We start from the raw sequence: 20,330 nt of genomic DNA, 5'->3' as shown, positions 1-20,330 counted from the left end.
TTTTTGAGTATTTTTAAATCTAAATTTTTTTTCTTGAAATTTACTTTTTCGTAATATTGTCTGTAACAAAAGTTCCCCAAGAAATATTCGGTTTCCCTGCCACATATTCTTTTGCTTTTTCGATCGCAAACTGCGCTGCGTGTTCTACGATCCAGGCAAAATTTTCTTCACCAACCGAATTTCTGTCTGCATCTGGTGCAGGATTACAGAAATCGATCGCGTAAGGAATTCCATCTTTTACTGCAAATTCTACGGTATTAAAATCATATCCTAAAGCTTCATTCATTTTGATCGTGTAATCATAAATGATTTTGAGCAATTTCTCTAGTTCTTTTCCTTCTGTTTGATGCGTAGTTGCGTATCTTAAGTGGTGCGGATTTCTTGGTTCATAGGGCATGATGTGAACATGTTTTTTGCCCAAACAATAAACTCTGTAATAATCCTGGAAGACAATTTCTTCCTGAAGCATCATGACCAATTGCCCTGTTTCGCCTAGTTTTTCCCACATGTCTTCGGCATTTTCTATGCGATAAACACTTTTCCAGCCACCACCATCATGCGGTTTCATATAAGCAGGAAAACCTACATAATTGAAAATATAATCCCAATCATGCGGGAATTTTAAATTTCTAAAAGACGTTTCTGTGGTATCTGTTGGTCGGTCATTGCTGGGTAATAAAACTGTTTTTGGCAATGGGATTCCCAGTTTAGACATCAATGCATTATTGAAAAATTTTTCGTCTGCACTCCACCAAAACGGATTGTTTATCACATAAGTTCCATTCAGTGCCGCGTTTTTTAAATAAGCTCTGTAAAACGGAACGTCTTGGGAAATTCGGTCGATAATTACCGCATAACCATAATCTGCACCTTGTTCCAGTTTATCAATCATTACTGCTTCCGCTACAACTTCACCTTTACCCAATTCGTTTACCTTGTCAATGAAAGCCCACGGAAAAGTGTCTTCCATTCCAAATAATATTCCTACTTTTTTTGCCATGATATTTTTTATTTTTTTATAAATGTTAATTTAAATTTTATTTTACTTTTTTTGAAGAATGCCGATTACTGAATTACTTTTACCCAAAAAATCTTCCGACAAAAGTGGGGAAAACCATTCTCCAAAGTGGCCAATCATGATTGATCCATTTTTGTTCATCATACCAATGATTAATTCCACGTTCGGCTAAGATTCCTGCCATTTCTCGGGTTTGTTCTAAACAGATGTCTTCATCCGAAGTGCTTAAAACGATATGCATGTGTTTAAATTTCCAGGCTTCATCATTCCGCATAAATTCTTGCGGACAGTTGTAATACACCAAATCGTTGCTGAAACCATCCATAAAATTTCTTATGGAAAAAGCTCCGGACAGACAAAACATGTGAGAAACTACATCCGGAAAGCGAAATGCAAAATTTGCAGCGTGATAACCGCCGAAACTTGCACCGGCAACTGCAACGCGGTGTACAGAATGTAATCTCTGAATGTACGGAACAAATTCCTGTTTCAGAAATTGCATGTACAATTCATAGTTCCTGATTCTCTCAGAAGGATGAATATTCTTATCGTAAAAGCTGAATTTATCGATGGTTTCAATGTTGTAGAGTTTTACTTTTCCGTTTTCTACCAACCAATTGAGGCTTTCGTTTAATTTGAAGTCGTGATTTTGGGTATAATCGCCTTGAGAAGTAGGGAACATGATCATTGGATATCCAAAATGTCCCGTGACTTCTACTTTTAAACTCATTCCTAAAATGTGGGAATAAAAATCAGTATGTTCAATTCTAGGCATGTATCTTTTTTTATAGTTTATTAATTTTTTTGATTTATTCAAAGAGAAATCTCTTTTTTAGGAAGATGGTTTTGTTTTTGGCGGCAAAATATTCAGATATTCTTGGGTAATAATCAAGGCTGCTTCATCGAGTTTCTCCTGAATTTTTTCTTTGATGTCTGACTTGTAAACGATTCCGATATGATAATCCAATTGCAGAAATTTCTCTACCTCATCGCAGTGAAATTTCTCGTAGTTTGGAACTTTTTCCTTTCCGAGCGCAACAATTAATCCGGCCGCAAAACCAGTTGATTTCTTGATTTCGTATTTTGTATTTTTTAACAAAGCATCTTCAATTCTTGCCCATTCCCGCCATAAGTTAATTCCGGTAGAAGCTTCCACCAAATCAGGAATATGCGCACCTCCAACTCGGGAGGAAGTTTCCAGAAAATACCATTTTCCATTTTCTTTGCTTCTGATAAATTCAGTATGAGAAACGCCATTGACCAAGCCGAAACTTTTCAGAATATTAGAATTTGCTTTCTCTAATGCTCGATATTCTTCTGAATATAATGGTAATGTTTTGGTCCGAAAAACACCGCCTTCATGGGAAATTTCCATCGGTGGTGATAAGTACTGCGACGCGGAAATGAAAAGAATTTCTTTATCGTATATCAAACTATCCACATGAAAAACGTCGCCGGGTTTGAAGCTTTCCAATAAAAATTTATGACGTTCTGCACCGAGTTTTTCAATTGCAGGCCACAATTCTCCTTTAGATTTTATTTTAACGATTCCTGTTGCAGAAGCTTCGGAACGCGGTTTCAAAACCCATGGTGCAGGATTTTGATCTGCAAATTCATTGACTTTTTCATCATTAAAAATTGAAGAAAATTGCGGTGCATCAATTCCGGAATCTTTTGCCATTTGACGCATCGCCAATTTATCTCTGAAATAGCGGTGCGTTGTTTGTCCCATTCCGGGAATTCTGAAAGTTTCGCGGACAAGAGCTGCCTTTTCTACGTCGTAATCATCTAATGTGATTACGGCATCAATTTTATGGGTTCTTAAAAGGAAAGAAAAACCTTCGATCAAATGATCAAGATTCCAGACAGAAGGTTCAAGTTCCTGCATGTAATACACTTCGGAAATTGCAAACCATGGCCAGTTTTTATCTTTAAAATTTTCGGAGGTAATGAGGATCACTTTATTTCCGAGTTGATGCATCTCGTCCATAAAATCATAACCTTTGTAATAACATGAAATACAAACAATTGTTTTTTCCTTCATACAACGATTTTTAAAAATTAATGAATTTTCAAAAATTTTAACGAATAATTATTAAATAATCAACAGAGATTTTTTATAATCGTTCGTAAATTGAAAATTCACTTTCAATTATACTGAGAAAAATTTTAATACGCTAATTTTTCATTAACAATTTTCTAAAAAATCAATTAATAATTGCACCCCATAACCGGTTGCGCCTTTTTCTTTCATATAACGCACATTTCCGAAGGCAACTCCTGCAATATCGAGATGTGCCCAATTTTGATGCCCTTCGATAAACTGCTCCAAAAATTTTCCCGCAACGATACAGTCACCGAATGGTTTGGACGATATATTTTTGAAATCCGCAACATCGGATTTGAAATCGTCTTTCCAGATGTCCCAAAGTGGAAGATTCCAAAGTCTCTGGTTGGTTTGATCGCCCGATTTCTCTAAAGATTTTTTTAAATTTTCGTTGTTTGAAAAATAAGCGCCACAGGTGTAACCAAACATTCTCACGGAACTTCCTGTCAAAGTTGCCAAGTCTATTAAAATATCGGTTTTGTAATTTTTGGAGAGATAAGAGAGTCCGTCTGCAAGTGTCATTCGTCCTTCCGCATCGGTGTTTAGAACTTCGATGGTTTTTCCGTTGTAGGCTTTTATAACGTCGCTTGGAATATATGCAGTGTTTGAAACCGCGTTATCAGTAATTGGCAAAATCGCAATAATATGAACTGGAAGTTTCATTTTTGCGGCAGCAATTAAAGTGCCGATCACGGCAGTTGCTCCTCCCATATCAGATTTCATGTAATGCAGATTTTCTGAACCTTTAATGGAAATTCCACCGGTGTCAAAAAGTACACATTTACCGACTAAACCGATAGTTTTCGCATTGGGATTTTCAGAATGATATTCTAAAATGGTAAAAGCGGCTTCCTGCGAACTTCCCTGATTAACGGAAAGAAAAGCACCTAATCCGATTTCTTCTGATTTTTTACGATCGAATACGGTTTGCTTGAAATGATATTGAGTGGAGATTTCAGTTAAAAATTCAGAAATATGAGGAACCCGCTTGAAATTTTGAGGTTTGTTCAACCATTCCATACATGCAAATTGACCTTCACAAATGGCGGATGTTTTTGTGATTAAATCCTGCAGATTTTCTTCAGAAATATCGGATAAATTAAGCTGAAAATCAGCATTAAAGATAGGATGTTCTGCTTTAAATGGATATTCGTACGTTCCTAAAAATAAACCTTTTACCAGACTTTCAATTTGATGATTTTTGAAACTATCAGCATTGATTTCTGTATTTGTTGCCTTCAATTTTTTTCTGAAATCGTACGTGAATTTTTCGGCACTTGCTTGGATTTCGAAATTCTGTGGATCTTCTCCCAAACCGATGAGGAAATGAACTTTTTCGTCTTCAACTACAATAAAGGTTTCATCTTTTTTTGCAGAGAAGATTCCTTCTAAATTCTGGTTGAAATTTGCTTTTTCCGTTTGCCAGTTTTCTTCGGTGAAAAAAGAGAATTTCTGCTTGATTTCCTGTGCTGATTTATGGGTAAGATTGATTTTCATTTTGAATTAATCGATTTAAATAAGTTGGATGAATTGGTCTTTAAAAATAAGATTTTTTTAGATAAGATTAATTATATTTTAAAAAAGAAAAAATTGAATCCACCTCTAAGTTTGGAAATTCATTCAAAAACTTTAATGATAAAAAAAGCCGGAAGAATAAAATCTCCCGACTTGTGACCGAAGTCCTTCGTTAAAATAAATAGGATTATTTTTTGATTACTTTATGGCTGGAAGTTTTACCGCCTTGTGTAATCTTCATGATATACATTCCTGTTGGCAAATTTTGAACGTTGATCGTGCTTTCAGACTGGTTACCATCTTTAATGATTTTTCCGTCTGTAGAAATTAACTGGTAATTGTAATCTCCTTTAACATTTATATTCAAAACATTTTTCACTGGATTTGGATAAACATTAACAGCAGTTTCAACATTTGCACCCGCTAAAGAAGCAACGGTTCCTGCAGCTTTAATGTTCAAAGTGTAATCTTCTACCTGTCCGTAAGAGAAGGCTTCACAAGAAGTTGGAATTCCATTGTATTTCATGGAAACTCTCATTCTGGTATTTCCAGTCAATGCAGTTGCAGGAATGGTGATGGATCCAGAAACTGGGGTAGTTTTAGAAGCTGCTTTGGTGAATACGGTTTCTCCGGCGTCAGCAAAATCTCCATCTGCATTGTAATCAATGAAGACTGCATAACCTTCATTGTAGGTAGTTGAAGTCCATTTTGGAGTAATCGTAATCGTGTACGCAGTTCCTTTATTTACATTCGCAATTTGAGCGGTGAAGTTTTCATACCCTGCAGTTCCTGTAGAAGTATTATTGATCGTTCCAAAAACTACTTTTCCGATTTTCTCATCAGAAGTAGAATTTCCTTTGGAAGCGCAATAAGCTACCGGTGGAGTTGTAGTAGAACTTGTTGTTACCGATAAAACGTTGCTTGAAGCAGAAATGTTTCCAGCAGCATCTTTCGCTTTCACAGAAAAACTATACGTTGTAGAAGCAGTTAATCCTGTCACAGAATACGTGGTAGTTGCTGTAGTTCCTAATAAAGTTGCTCCGTTGTAAACATTATATCCAGTTACACCTACGTTATCGGTAGAAGCAGTCCAGGTTAAATTTGTTGCAACAGAAGTTGTTCCACTTGCAGAAAGATTAGCAGGTGCAGAAGGAGCTGTTGTATCTGCAGTTGTTCCACCAGTATATGCTGTTCCTAATCCTACTGCATAAAGTGCGTTTTGTGTCGCAATAGCTTCCGGAGAACCAACGCCGTATAAATCTTTGGCAGACTGAATTGCGTAAGTTAGAACATTTGCATAAGTAGAAGTTGAGGAAAGGTAAGAGGTTTCCATTCTATAGACAATCTTTGCAGATTTATCAAAACCGATTCCAGTTACAGAGTAAGAGTTTCCTTTGTCATTTGTTCCGGTTTTCCCTTTCGTTAAAATGTAGAAGAAGTGATTCAGAACTCCACTGTTGTAATGAACCCCACATTGATCATTGGCTTGCGATGGCGTACAACTGCTTGTTGCAGCTTTCCAGTTTATTCCCAAATAAGTGTCTGGTTGGGCACTTAATCCTGATTTCGGATTACTCATGGAACGTAAATAACCTGGAGAAGTTTTTGTAATGTCTTCACCAATCAGGAAATTCTGTTTGGTTGGTGCAAAAGCATTTTCTACCACTGATCCCCAAATATCTGAAAGACCTTCATTGATCGCGCCGGATTCTCTGGAATAAACCAGATTTGCAGAATATTCGCAAACAGCGTGTCCTAATTCATGAGCGGTTACATCTAAAGAAGTTAAAGGTGAAAAAGTAGAAGCTCCATCTCCATAAACCATTTCGGAGCCGGACCAATAAGCGTTTTCATAAGCAGAACTGTAATGAATGTAACTTTTTAAAGATGCTCCTGCATTATTGTAAGAGTTTCTGTTAAAGGTGTTTTTAAAATAATCGTATGTGCTGGAAACTCCCCAATGTGCGTCTAAAGCAGCATTATCAAAGGCAGCATTGTTAAATTCTGCGGCAGTCCAGTTGTTATCTGCATCTGTGAAATCTGTTGAAGTTAGTGCAGTTCCTTTTCTAAGGTTATAAGTGAAAACGCCATTTCCTCTGGAAGAATCGCGAAGCGTGTAGTTGCTTCCAACCAAAGTGGTCGCAATTGTTTGTGAACCGCTGTATCTTGTAGCTGCAGTTCCATTCACCAAAGCTAATTTTGTATTTGCAGCTTCAGAATGATGTTCAGAATTTTCTTGGTGAGAAGCAGAAGCTTCACCGTAGAAATTTTTCGCATGTTTGATGATTGCATCAGTCATCAAAATTTTGCCATCCAATGCATCTACGTAAACATATTCTCTGCTTAGAGGTTGTGCTGCATAAATGTCAAATTTATAAGCCAGAAGTAATTTAAATGAACCGTCATTTTGTTCGATCGGAATTAAAACCAATTCCCCGTCTGGTTTTTTGTAAGAATTTTCTTTTACGTATTGTTCATCTTCCCACATGTATTTTTGTGCACCGGTATGCTTTATTGCAGAATTTAAAGCTGATGTCGCACTTAAAGCAGGTTTGGTAGTAACGTCGGTGATTGGAAACATGTTCCCGGATAAACTTTCTATTTTTCCGTTTTGGGAATGCGTTGTATAAACGACATACTGAACTTTGATTCCATCATAATAAAGCTGAAATTTTTCATCTACAAAAGAACTTGAGGGATCCAAGTTTGTTTTGATGCTTTGCAAAGATGACCGGAAATCCAGATTCAAACTTTGCTTCAAAATTTCATTAATGTTCGTTGATTTTGCGCTTAAACCACCGTTAAAAGTGATTAAATCAACTCTGCCATTGGAGTCTAAATTTCGTTTACTCACAAACTCTTGTGCCGAAAACTGACCTGCAACGAACAGCATTATTAATCCTGCAGAAAATACATGTTTTTTCATAAGACAATATTTATTTAATAATTTAATCAAATGTAAATAAAATTGCAGTACGAAAAATAAATATTACAATTATTTTTTAAAATTTATTGAATTGGTCTTTTAAGTGATTTATTTTTAACTAAATAGAATTATTGCCCTATTTTCCGTATTTGCATGGTGTTTTGAAAATGATATTGATTGCATAGTAAGATTGGGTTTTTCTGAGTGAAAACAATAAACTCTTATTGAAATCGTAATAACCTGAAAATCAAAAGTTCTATAATGTTTTATTCAGAAATAAGATTGAGAAACTGCTGTTCATCTAATATTTCAATAGTTCCGATGTCTTGCGCTTTTTTAAGTTTGCTTCCGGCTTTTTCGCCAACTACCAAATAATTGAGATTTTTAGAAACCGCAGAAATATTTTTTCCGCCATGTTTTTCTACCATTTCCTCCGCTGCTTCTCGTGTAAAAAGAGAAAGTTTTCCGGTAAAAAGGAAGGTTTTGTTTTCTAAGCTATTGCTTAAAACTTCGTTGGTATTTTCCCCTTTTTCTAATTGAACTCCATAGGATTTTAAGCGTTCAATCATTAAAATGTTTTCTGAATCATTAAAGAATTTGACAATACTTTCAGCGATTTTCCCGCCGATGTCTTCCACTTGAATCAGCTCTTCTGCTGTTGCATTTTTCAAATCATCAATCGTATTGAAATTTTTTGCTAATTTCTTTGCAACCGTTTCTCCAACGTGTTTGATGCCAATTCCAAACAATACTTTTTCAAAGGGAATTTCTTTCGATTTTTCTACACCGTCGATAATGTTTTGCGCAGATTTTTCTGCCATTCTTTCCAATGGAAGCAATTGTTCTTTCTTTAAAACATAAAAATCTGCGGGATTTTCTACCAGTTTTTCCCTGTATAATTGTTCGATGGTTTCTGCGCCTAATCCTTCAATATCCAACGCTTTTCGGGAAACATAATGGATCATTCTTCCCACAACTTGTGGTGGACAATGCAGATCATTTGGACAAAAATGAATCGCCTGATCTTCTAATTTTAGGAGTTCTGTTCCGCATTCCGGACAGTTTTTGATGTATTCAATTTCTTGGGAATTTGAAGCTCTTTTCTCTAGATTAATCCCCACAATTTTTGGAATAATTTCGCCACCTTTTTCTACATACACATAATCATGATCATGCAAACCAAGTTTTTTGATGATGTCTTCGTTGTGCAAACTGGCTCTTTTCACGATGGTTCCTGCCAATAAAACGGGTTTTAAATTCGCGACCGGAGTAATTGCGCCGGTTCTTCCCACTTGATAAGTTACGCTTTGCAATTCGGTTTCTACCTTTTCAGCTTTGAATTTATACGCCATTGCCCATCGTGGAGATTTTGCAGTATAACCCAATTGTGACTGTTGTTTAATGGAGTTTACCTTCAAAACGATTCCATCAATTTCAAAGGGAAGTTCATGTCTTTTTTCGTCCCAAAAATTGATGAATTCTTTTACTTCTTCTAAATTTTTACAAAGTTTTGCCTCATTAGAAATTTTAAAGCCCCATTTTTTTGCGTTTTGCAATAATTCCCAATGCGTTTCGAATGGAGTTTCACTGGAAATAAATTGATATAAAACTGCCGATAATCTTCGTTTTCGAACTTCGGCGGAATCTTGCATTTTCAAACTTCCGGACGCGGTATTTCTCGGGTTCATGAATAAATCCAAACCTTCCTCTTCTCGTCTTTCATTGATCTTATCGAAGTTTTTTCGGGTTAAATAAATTTCACCACGCATAAAAAATTGGTTCGGAAAATCATCTTTTAAAGTTAATGGAACGTCGGAAATTGTTCGAACATTATTTGTGATTTCATCGCCTTGAAAACCATCACCACGCGTTACGGCCTGAATTAATTTCCCGTTTTCATAAAAAATTGAAATCGAGGCGCCATCATATTTTAACTCAGCCACAAATTCTACCGGATCGTCGATGGTTTTGATGATGCGTTTTTCCCAGTCTTCCAAATCATCGAAATCGTAAGAATTATCCAAAGAATACATTCTGAATTGATGTTGAATCGTAGGAAAATTTTTGGTGATTTCTCCACCAACACGCAAAGTAGGAGAGTTGGGATCAAAAAATTCCGGATGTTCTTTCTCTAAATCTTGAAGTTCCTTGAGTTTAAGATCGAATTCACGATCGGAAATTGTAGCATGATCGTTTTGATAATAATTATAATTGTGTTGATGAAGTTCGGCGCGTAGATCTTCTATTTTTTGGGAAATATTGTCGGACATTTTAAAAGATGATTTCTACAAAAATACAAATTCATTTTACAAAACTAAGATTCGAGAATGATTTTCAATTAAAATTAAATATTTTTAAATTTTTATAAGAAATTTAATGAAATTTTAAATTTCAATAGGGGTGTTAATTTAAATTTTAATAAATATTAAAATAATTTTATATTTTTGTAGGGGTAAAACAAAAATAAACATGAAAATTGAAAAACGCTGGATCGTTTCTTTTGCAATAATTTCTATAACAGCGATAACCGCTTTATTTTGGAAAAATGAAGAAATTGCACCCAATATCAACGAGTTTTTGAGTGAAGACAAAATCGTTGGAGCCGATGTTGCATGGATTTTAACTGCATCAGGATTGGTCCTTTTGATGACACCCGGACTTTCTTTTTTTTATGGAGGAATGGTTCGACAAAAAAATGTGATTTCTACCATGTTGCAGAGTTTCATTGCTTTGGGAGTCATTTCTATTTTCTGGGTAGTTATTGGTTTTAGTTTATCATTTGGAGAATCTTTAGGTTTCAAGATCAATGGAATTCATTATGGAATTTTTGGAAATCCATTTTCTTATCCATTTTTCAATAAAGTTGGAAGCCTTCCTCACAAAGACTTGGCTCCCACAATTCCCTTTATTTTATTTGCGCTTTTTCAGATGAAATTTGCGGTGATCACGCCCGCTTTAATTACAGGATCATTTGCAGAAAGAGTTCGGTTTATTTCTTATTTGGTTTTTATGGTTTTATTCAGTCTCTTTATTTACTGTCCACTTTGTCACATGATTTGGTATCCCGATGGATTGCTTAATAAATATTTCGGTATTAAAGATTTTGCTGGCGGAACCGTTGTTCACATGAGTGCAGGTTTTGCGGCGCTTGCTGGAGCTTTATTTTTAGGAAAAAGAAAAAACCTGGATCATCAACCATCTAATATTCCGTTTGTGATTTTGGGAACAGGAATGTTGTGGTTCGGTTGGTTTGGTTTCAATGCAGGGTCCGCTTTGGCTGCAAATTCAACTGCCGCGATGGCTTTTGGAACAACAACAATTGCTTCAGGCGCGGCAATGATTACTTGGATATTTTTTGATAGAATTAATGGAAGAAAAGTTTCTGCAATGGGAGCTTGTATTGGTGCAGTCGTAGGTTTGGTCGCCATTACTCCAGCTGCTGGTTTTATAAGTATTTCTGAAAGTATTTTTGTGGGATTTATTTCTGCTGTGGTTTCTAATTTAATAATGAATTGGAAAAAACTTAAAAAAATTGATGATACTTTAGATGTTTTTGCCTGTCACGGAGTTGGTGGAATTATGGGTATGATTTTGACTGCAATTTTAGCACACGGTAAGAATGCAAGTTTACTACATGGAGGTTTTAGTGTGTTTTTACATCATATGACTGCACTTATTTTAGTTTCATTATTTACTTTTTTTGGAGCGATTTTACTGTATAAAATAACCGATTTTATAATTCCGCTGCGTGTTTCTGAAGATTCTGAAAAAATAGGTTTGGATTTATCTCAACATGGGGAAAATTTATCTATTTGATTTTAAATAAATTCCTTTCTTAAACTAAGGAAAATTGTAATCTAGAGAATAATTGAAATCCTCTTTTTTGCCAAAAATTTCTTTGTATAATAATCTACTTTAAAAAAAATTGTAATGGATAGCCAGAATTGTACGCCCAATAAAATCGCCATTCCAAGAAAAATTTTGGATAAATTTATTTTTTTAAAATTTAAAAATAAATAGAAAAGAGATGATATTGTTTGGTGCAGCAGTTTGACTTTGTATTATTGCGTAAGCTTTTTGTTGGGTTTAGATTGAACTACAAAGTCACAAAAGTTTTCAATAATGAACTCTTTTGTGACTTTCTGATTTTAAGATTGATGTCAATATTACTGAGTCAACATTTCCCCAATTTTTAAAGAAAGTTTTTCCGCATTCGGCAACATTTCTTTTTCTAAAATTAAATTAATCGGAACTGCAGGAAGGTTTAATGAACCCATTGCTTCAACCGGTGCATCTAAATACCGGAAACAGTTTTTAGATATTCTTTGTGCTAAAGCTTCTGCAAAGGAGTTTTGAATTTGTTCTTCCGTGAGAACCAAACATTTTCCATGAATTTTAGTCCGCTCGTAAACCAAATTTTCATCTAAAGGAATTAAGGTTCGCAAATCGATAATTTCAACTCTTCCTGCGAAATTTTTGGCGGCTTCTTTTGCCCAATAAATACCCATTCCATAGGTTATGATGAGCATTGTTCTGCCTTTTTCAGTTTCAGTTTTATCGGCTTCAATAATTAAATTTCCTTTTCCGAAAGGTAAAATATAATTTTCGTCAGGTTCGATGGTTTTTGCCTCTTCTGTTCCGGGAACTTTACTCCAATATAAACCTTTATGTTCCAGCATTATTACAGGATTTGGATCATAATATGCGGCTTTTAACAATCCTTTAAAATCTGCTGCATTACTTGGATAAGCGATTTTTATTCCTTTAATATTCGCCAAAATGCTTTCTACACTACCACTATGATACGGTCCACCTCCGCCGTAAGCGCCGATTGGAACGCGAATAATATTGCTCACCGGAAATTTTCCGTTGCTCAAATAATTTGATTTTGAAACTTCCGTGATCAACTGATTGATTCCGGGATAAATATAATCTGCGAACTGAACTTCCACAATTGGTTTTAATCCAACGGCACTCATTCCAACGGTACTTCCTATAATATATGCTTCCTGAATTGGCGTGTTAAAAACTCTCTTATTCCCGAATTTTTTACCTAAAGTCACCGTTTCCCGAAAAACGCCGCCGATTCTTTCACCCACATCCTGTCCATAAAGCAATGCTTCAGGATGTTTCCACATGATTTCCTGAATAGCGTGAATGGCTGCATCGACCATTACAATTTTTTCCGGATTTTTTCCTTCTCTTTCTCCAACTTCTTCCGTAATCGAAGTAGGAGCGAAGACGTGATTTTCTACGGTTTCTGGTTTTGGATCTTCCGCTTCAATGGCTTTTTGAAAGTCGGATTCCACTTGAAGCCGTGCTTTTTTTTCTATTTGTTTTAAAAGTTCTTCATCAACTCCGTCTTCCAGCAATTTTTTTCTTAAAATATTCCCCGGATCTTTTTGGCGGTGTTTTCCCAGATCTTCTTCATCGCGATAAAATTCACGACGAACGCCGGAAGTATGATGCCCGATTAACACTGTACTTGCACAAACCAAAATCGGCTTTCTTTCTTCCCGAACAAAATTCACAGCTTCTTCCATGGCTAAAAAACTGGCTTCGAAATCGGTTCCATCTACTTTCATTCTGTTTAAACCGACAAATCCGGCCGCGAAATCATAGGCATCGGAAGTTCTGGCTTCTTCTTTTGTTACCGAAATTCCCCATTCATTATCCTGAACCAGAAAAATAATCGGCAATTGATGAAGTGCTGCGAATTGAAATGCTTCGGAAACTTCACCTTCTGTAATAGAATTATCCCCAAAACTGCACACAACTACAGGATTTTTTTCAAATTCTTGTAAATTAAATTCCTGAATATATTTAATTCCCTGTGCAACTCCGGTTGTGGGAATTGCCTGCATTCCGGTAGCGGAACTTTGGTGAATTATTTTCGGTAAATTTTCTGCTCTACTGGATGGATGTGAATAATAGGAACGGCCACCTGAAAATGGATCTTCCGCTTTTGCTAATAACTGAAGCATTAATTGATACGGTTCGAAACCCATTCCGAGCAACATACTTTCATCCCGATAATAAGGTGAAACCCAGTCTTCCTTCGTTAATTGATAAGCAGTTGCAAGCTGAATTGCTTCGTGACCGCGAGAAGTAGAGTGAACGTATTTGCAGATGTTTCTGTTTTCTTCGTACACATCTGCAGTTGCTTTTGCAACCATCATGTGATTAAATGCTTTGAGTAAAATCTCCTGCGAAACCTTTTGTTTTGAATCAATTTCCATATTAACCAAAGATAAAAATTTTAATGGAATTCGAAAAAAAAGAGATTCAATTTTAAAAATAATACTTATCTACTTTTTAAATAAAAAAAAACTCCTGTTTTTAGACAGGAGTTTGAATCGTATTTTTTTATTTATTTTTTGATGAATTTAATCCGATCGATTGTAGAACGGTCGGTTTGAATCTCCACAAAATAAACACCCGGTACAAGTTTTGAGATATTAATTTCTCCTTTATTAGTAATGGTTGAGATTATTTTCCCATCAGTAGAAATTATTTTTATACTTTTTATGTTATCAAGACCCGTAATACTGATGTATTCTGTAGCTGGATTTGGATAGATGGTAATTTTCGTTTGATCAAATTCATTTACAGCGAGAACAGTAGTGCGTACATCTCCCGTCATGGTTGCATTCGTGTCCGTTAAATTTCCACCACATTCACCTGAAGTTACTGCCGTGTTTTCTTTCCAGGTACCGATGGCAATATTGGGTGGATTATTTCCAGCGCTATTTGCTGTTGAGCTGTAATAGATTAGGAATGGATTTACAAAATCGCCATTTCCTTGGTCTGCTAAATACTCCCATCTCGATAAGGTATTGTTCCACTGTAATTTAAATTCACAAGTACCCAAACCGCCGCATGGTTGATTACCATCCACGGGTGTTGTAATGTAAATGTTTTTACCGAAAGAATCGGTTCCAGTCTTATTAAAGGTGTAGGTTTGATTGTCAAACAAGGGAATACAGCCTTTAAAATCTATTGTTTGTGCGAATGAAATATTCCCCAAACAAAACATTGAAAATAAAATTAATTTTTTCATAAATTAAGGTCTTGAGGGATAAATTCCTTGGAGTGCAATAATACATTTAAGTGCCAAATAAGGCGGTCTGTTTTCGTGCGGCAAACTTCCGCCCGTCGGATTGAGCATGGTGCTTTTCATTGTTGTATTCGCAACAGCATTGGAATATTCTTTGTCAAGAGTTTTAGTGTTTGCAGGTAAATTTCCGGTTGGTGATGCATCATTTCCTTCAACAGTGACTGCATTAACGAGGTGAGTATGAGTAGGCATTTCTCCTTGTGTAAGAGTAACTGATTCAACTCCTCCAGTTTGTCCCTGATTATAAATTGACAATTGAGGTCCTTGTCCGGAATGAACGACCACGCGACCACGCATATCGGGTAAAGCAAAATTTGTTGTTCCATTTCCGCCATATTGTGTTCCTAATAAGGAAAATAATGCAGTATTCTGTGCGATAGGTAATAATTGGCCATTGCATTCCGCCCATCCGACGGGAGCAAAATTAAAACCAACAAAAGCAATCTGTCCAAGAAATGGATCTTGACCTTGTGCATTCATTGTAGCGCTTAACATCGTTGCGCCAAAAATCGAAAGTAAAATTTGTTTTTTCATGATAATAGGATTTTTGTAAAATTACAAAATTATAAATTCAGACAATCTATACATTTGTTAAATTTTAATGAACTTTAATATTAATTTTCTATCATATTATGAGTTATTAGTTGTATTTGTATATTTTATCATAAAGTCCATCCTTTAAAAACCCAATTTTATTAATTGTATTGATTCCCTTATTTTTAAACGAAAGCATTAAAAAAAGAGATGCAATAAAAAGATAATTTTAAAAAGAGAAATCATGATTATATCAATTTTGAAAATCCCAACTTTTATTTAAAGAAATTTTAGCCTAATTTTACCAAAATTCTTCTATTTTTTTGTCCAAATTATAAAACATAAATGTATTTAATCTTCGATACTGAAACCACAGGTTTACCCAAAAATTATAATGCACCGCTCTCTGATTCAGACAATTGGCCAAGAATGGTTCAGATTGCGTGGCAACTTCATGCTCAAGATGGAACATTGCTCGAAAATCAAGATTATATCATCAAACCCGAAGGTTTTGATATTCCTTTTAATGCGAGTAGAATTCATGGTATTTCTACAAAAATGGCCAATGAAGAAGGGAGAAATCTTCAGGAAGTTTTAGAAGAGTTTAAAGAAGTTTTGAAGAAAGCTGAAGTAGTCGCCGGTCACAATATCGACTTTGATTACAAGATTGTAGGCGCAGAATTTTTCCGAAAAGAAATTGAAAATTCTTTAGAGAAAATACCTTCCGCAGACACCATGGAATTAGGAACCAACTATTGCCAATTGGGTGGTGGAAGAAACGGCAGGTTTAAATCTCCGAAACTGACCGAACTTTATGAAAAACTGTATGATGAAAAATTCGATGAAGCTCATAACGCTGCAGCCGATGTAAATGCAACGGCACAGGTTTTCTTTGAAATGATGCGGATTGGGATTATTCCGGCAGATAAATTAAAGATTTCTGAGGCAGAATTAAAGGATTTTATTGCACAGCATTCCACTCCAATTCAACCATTCGGGATTATTATCCGACGACAGGTTGCAGGTTCGAAAAAGAAAAAGAAAGTCGATTTTGGTGATACTGATGAAATTGAAATTGGCGACTATTTTAATTTTCACAATCACAGCATTTATTCCTCGCTTCAAGCCTCTTCTAATATACAAGAACTCATCAATAAAGCCCTGGAAAACAATTTTTCGGCAGTTGGTTTAGTTGATTTGGGAAATATGATGGGAGCATTTAAATTCGTTTCTGAGGTTGAAAAAGCCAATGGAAACATCAAAAAAAAATACCAAGAATTTCTAGATAAAAAACAAAAAGCCGAAGATGAAGGAACTGAATTTGAGGAAATAGAACCTCGAAAAAAAGAATTAATTCCAATCATCGGGTGCGAATTTTACATTTCTGACCGTCCCGAAAAAAAGCAGTTTACCAAAGATGATCCCGATCGCAGAACGCACATTGTTTTGCTCGCAAAAAATATGAAAGGGTATAAAAACCTCACGAAATTATCGAGTATCGGTTATGTGAACGGTTTTTACTTCGGAGTTCCAAGGATTTCAAAAGAGATGATTTCTGAATACAAAGAAGATCTTATTGCTTTAACAGCAGGAACTTTAGGCGATATTCCGAGTACGATTTTAGAATTTGGAGAACAGAAAGGAGAAGAGGTTTTCAAGTGGTGGAAAGAAAGTTTTCAAGATGATTTCTATGTTCAGATTCAAAATCATGAGGTGGAAGAAGAAGAACATTTAAATGATGTTTTGCTGGAATTTGCCGAGAAATATGAAACGAAAATTTTAGCGCAGAATGAAACCTTTTACACCGAAAAATCTGATGCCCATATTCAGGATATTTTATACTGCATCAAAGACGGGGAAAAATTATCTTCTCCTGTTGGAAAGGGTTTTGGAAAAAGAAGAGGTTTACCAACGCACGAATTTTACATTAAAAATGAAGACGAGCTCAAACAAACTTTTCGCCAATTTCCTGATGCTTTTGAAGCTTACACTGAATTTTTAGCCAAGTTTGAACCTTACACTTTAAAGCGCGATGTTTTATTGCCAGAATTTGGAATTCCAGAAGAATTTTTGAGCGAGGAAGATCAATTGGATGGTGGAAAAAGGGGAGAAAATGCCTATTTAAGATTTTTAACTTACGAAGGTGCTGCCAAAAAATATCCCGAAATAACCGATGAAATCAAGGATCGTCTCGATTTCGAATTGGCAGTTATTGCAAATACAGGTTATCCAGGATACTTTTTGATCGTTCAGGATTTTTGTGCCGAAGCGAGAAATATGGGAGTTTGGGTTGGTCCAGGTCGTGGTTCTGCGGCAGGTTCTGCGGTTGCATATTGTACAGGAATTACCAATGTGGATCCCATTAAATATGATTTGCTATTTGAACGGTTCCTGAATCCAGAAAGGATTTCAATGCCCGATATTGATATTGATTTTGATGATGAAGGTCGTGATAAAATTATCAAATGGGTGGTTGAAAAATACGGTAAAGCCAACGTTGCCCAAATTATTACCTACTCGGTTTTAGGAGGAAAATCGGCCATAAAAGATGCTGGAAGGGTTTTAGATGTTCCCATTTTCGAGACCAATAATATTGCGAAATTAATTCCTTCAACACCGGGAATGAACATTGCAAAAGCCTTTGCCAAATTTGAAAAACTCGCGCCCGAAGATAAAGTTCTCGCGCAGGAAATGAAAGATATTCTGGCAAATCCGCAAGATGAACGTTATAATGTACTTTCTGCGGCTCAAAAAATGGAGGGCTGTATTCGAAATACGGGTATTCATGCTTGTGGAGTGATCATCACGCCGGAAGATATTTCGAATCTTGTTCCAATAACGATTGCGGCGAAAGATGCAGATATTTTGGTGTCTCAATTCGACAATTCTGTGGCGGAAAGTGCAGGTTTATTGAAGATGGATTTCTTAGGTTTAAGGACTTTAACCATCATCAAACACGCTATCAAACTCATCAAACAAAAACATGGAATCGAAATTGATCCTGATCAGATTCCGTTGGATGATGCGAAAACATATCAGTTATTTAAAGAGGGTAGAACAGTCGGTATTTTTCAATATGAAAGTCCCGGAATGCAGAAATATATGCGCGAACTGAAACCCACGAAATTCGCAGATTTAATTGCAATGAACGCGCTTTACCGACCTGGACCAATAAAATATATTCCAAATTTCATTAATAGAAAAAATGGTTTAGAAGAAACGGTTTATGATTTAGAAGAAACAAAAGAATATTTAGAAGAAACCTACGGAATCACCGTTTACCAAGAACAGGTAATGCTTTTATCGCAAAAACTCGCCAACTTTACCAAAGGTGAAGCCGATACTTTGCGGAAAGCGATGGGTAAAAAAGACCGGCCAACATTGGATAAAATGTATCCAAAATTTTTGGAAGGCGGAAAACTCAATGAACTCGACGAAACCAAACTCAATAAAATTTGGAAAGACTGGGAAGCGTTTGCAGAATATGCTTTCAACAAATCTCACTCCACTTGTTATGCATTAATTGCGTATCAAACTGCTTATTTAAAAGCGAATTATCCGGCTGAATATATGGCAAGTGTCATGTCGAACAACATTAATAATACCAAGCAAATTACTCTGTTTATGGAGGATTGCAAAAGTATTGGCGTTGATGTTTTAGGTCCCGATGTGAATGAGTCTCAATATGCTTTTGCGGTAAATGAAAAAGGGCAAATTCGTTTTGGTCTAGGCGCGATCAAAGGAATTGGTGAAGGTCCAAGTGAAGCCATTGTCGCCGCAAGAAAAGAGGAACGCTACAAAAACATCTATGACTTTTTTGAGAAAATTCCGTCTTCACAGATGAACAAAAGGGTAGCGGAAAGTTTGGTTATTGCAGGAGCTTTTGATGAAGTTGACCACTATCATCGTGCACAATATTTTGATATCGATAATTCTGGTAAAACCAATTTGGAAAGACTTTTGCGATATGGGCAGAGTTTCCAGGATAATATCAATGAAATTGAAAACTCTTTGTTTGCCGATTTTGCCGATGAAGTAAAAATTGAACAACCCAAAATAAATCCCGCTCCAGAATGGCAGAATATGCAAAAACTCAATAAGGAAAAGGAAATTATTGGCTTTTACCTTTCGGCGCATCCTTTAGATGAATATAAATTCCAGTTTCAGTTTATTCAAGGAGCTTTGAGTAAAAAAGAAATTCTTGAAGGCAAAAAAGAGGAAGAAATTGAACTCGAAAAAATTATTGTTCCCCACGATGTTGTAGACGATATTTCAGATGTGGATGAAGATTTGGTTGATATTCCTTCGGAAATTTCTGAGGGTGAAGATAGCGAAATCATTGAAGATTCCGGGAAAAAAGCAGAACCGAAAGGAATGTACAATTTCCTGAATTTAGATGAAATTGAAAATTTTAAAAATACCGTCTTTGCCAATCAACAACCTGAATTATTCAACAACGATAAATTGAGTTGGAAAGAAAAACAGGCTTTAAAAAATAATACTCCGGAATACATGGTGGCTGGTTTGGTTACCGAATATACCGTAAAAGATGGAAAAAATAGTGGGGAAAAAATAGCCTTTTTAACCTTGGAAGATTACAGCGGAAGTTATGGTTTCCGACTCGGTGATCGGGATTATATGAGACTTCGCGATAAAATTGATGTGCAGCGGTTTATCATTTTCAAAGTGAAATTCACTCAAGCAAATGACGGAAGAGTTTTCGTAAATGTAACTGAAGCAATTGATTTGAAAGATGCTTTCGAAAAATTCGCCAAAAAAATGACGATTGTAATAGATTTAAATGATTTACGGCGGGATGACATCGAGTTTTTTAAAACCAATTTTATTGAAACCAATGGGGAACAACAACTTCATTTCTACGTGAAAAACCCTGAAGATCAGTCAACAATGGAGTTGATTTCTATGAAAGCAAAAGTAGATATCAATGGAAATCTCTTAGAAATCATTCACCAAATGCAGAAATATGAGGTCTTTTTGAATTAAAAAGATAATCCTTCAAAGAATGCGTCTCACAACAAAAAGTGATGCGGATTTTTATTTTCATTAAAATTCGATATGCGTTTGAAAAAAGGAAAAGTTGTCCTCTTTAGGC

Annotated in this window: 11 protein-coding genes; 2 read left to right on the top strand and 9 right to left on the bottom strand. The window is 35.7% G+C overall.

Annotated features, from left to right (window positions below; translation table 11 throughout):
• Positions 1-40: 40 nt before the first annotated feature.
• The 6 genes from BW932_RS08330 to ligA all read right to left on the bottom strand — a co-directional run bounded on the left by BW932_RS08330 (position 41) and on the right by ligA (position 9,836).
• Complete coding sequence (locus BW932_RS08330) at positions 41-1,000, bottom strand: ATP-grasp domain-containing protein (RefSeq protein WP_076387040.1); 960 nt, start codon at positions 998-1,000, stop codon at positions 41-43.
• Between the two features lie 79 nt (positions 1,001-1,079).
• Positions 1,080-1,793 (bottom strand): alpha/beta hydrolase-fold protein, encoded by a 714-nt coding sequence (locus tag BW932_RS08325; RefSeq protein WP_076387039.1) that lies wholly within the window; start codon positions 1,791-1,793, stop codon positions 1,080-1,082.
• Positions 1,794-1,850: 57 nt separating this feature from the next.
• Positions 1,851-3,062, bottom strand: coding sequence for an ATP-grasp domain-containing protein (locus BW932_RS08320; RefSeq protein ID WP_076387038.1), 1,212 nt, complete (start codon positions 3,060-3,062; stop codon positions 1,851-1,853).
• Positions 3,063-3,206: 144 nt separating this feature from the next.
• A complete protein-coding gene (locus BW932_RS08315) occupies positions 3,207-4,622 on the bottom strand; it encodes a leucyl aminopeptidase family protein (RefSeq protein ID WP_076387037.1) in 1,416 nt (471 codons plus the stop codon).
• Positions 4,623-4,827: 205 nt separating this feature from the next.
• Positions 4,828-7,566 (bottom strand): M4 family metallopeptidase, encoded by a 2,739-nt coding sequence (locus BW932_RS08305; RefSeq protein ID WP_076387035.1) that lies wholly within the window; start codon positions 7,564-7,566, stop codon positions 4,828-4,830.
• A 266-nt stretch (positions 7,567-7,832) separates the two neighbouring features.
• Positions 7,833-9,836, bottom strand: a complete 2,004-nt coding sequence (gene ligA, locus BW932_RS08300) for an NAD-dependent DNA ligase LigA (RefSeq protein WP_076387034.1) — start codon at positions 9,834-9,836, stop codon at positions 7,833-7,835.
• Between the two features lie 199 nt (positions 9,837-10,035).
• On the opposite strand from ligA, the gene BW932_RS08295 reads away from it, so the two are divergent.
• On the top strand, positions 10,036-11,382 hold the full coding sequence (locus BW932_RS08295; protein WP_076387033.1) for an ammonium transporter: 1,347 nt from the start codon (positions 10,036-10,038) through the stop codon (positions 11,380-11,382).
• Positions 11,383-11,732: 350 nt separating this feature from the next.
• Here BW932_RS08295 and BW932_RS08290 read toward each other — a convergent pair whose 3' ends face one another.
• The 3 genes from BW932_RS08290 to BW932_RS08275 all read right to left on the bottom strand — a co-directional run bounded on the left by BW932_RS08290 (position 11,733) and on the right by BW932_RS08275 (position 15,217).
• Positions 11,733-13,805, bottom strand: coding sequence for an alpha-ketoacid dehydrogenase subunit alpha/beta (locus tag BW932_RS08290; protein WP_076387032.1), 2,073 nt, complete (start codon positions 13,803-13,805; stop codon positions 11,733-11,735).
• A 131-nt stretch (positions 13,806-13,936) separates the two neighbouring features.
• Entirely contained in the window at positions 13,937-14,626 is a 690-nt protein-coding gene (locus tag BW932_RS08280; RefSeq protein WP_076387030.1) for a T9SS type A sorting domain-containing protein, read from the bottom strand.
• 3 nt (positions 14,627-14,629) lie between these two features.
• On the bottom strand, positions 14,630-15,217 hold the full coding sequence (locus BW932_RS08275) for a phage tail protein (protein WP_084566481.1): 588 nt from the start codon (positions 15,215-15,217) through the stop codon (positions 14,630-14,632).
• A 345-nt stretch (positions 15,218-15,562) separates the two neighbouring features.
• Here BW932_RS08275 and dnaE point away from each other — a divergent pair, with 345 nt between their 5' ends.
• A complete protein-coding gene (dnaE, locus tag BW932_RS08270; RefSeq protein WP_076387029.1) occupies positions 15,563-20,221 on the top strand; it encodes a DNA polymerase III subunit alpha in 4,659 nt (1,552 codons plus the stop codon).
• Positions 20,222-20,330: the final 109 nt, after the last annotated feature.

The organism is Kaistella chaponensis, from assembly GCF_900156725.1.
GTDB lineage: Bacteria > Bacteroidota > Bacteroidia > Flavobacteriales > Weeksellaceae > Kaistella > Kaistella chaponensis.
This window is presented reverse-complemented; position numbering and strand designations above follow the sequence as displayed.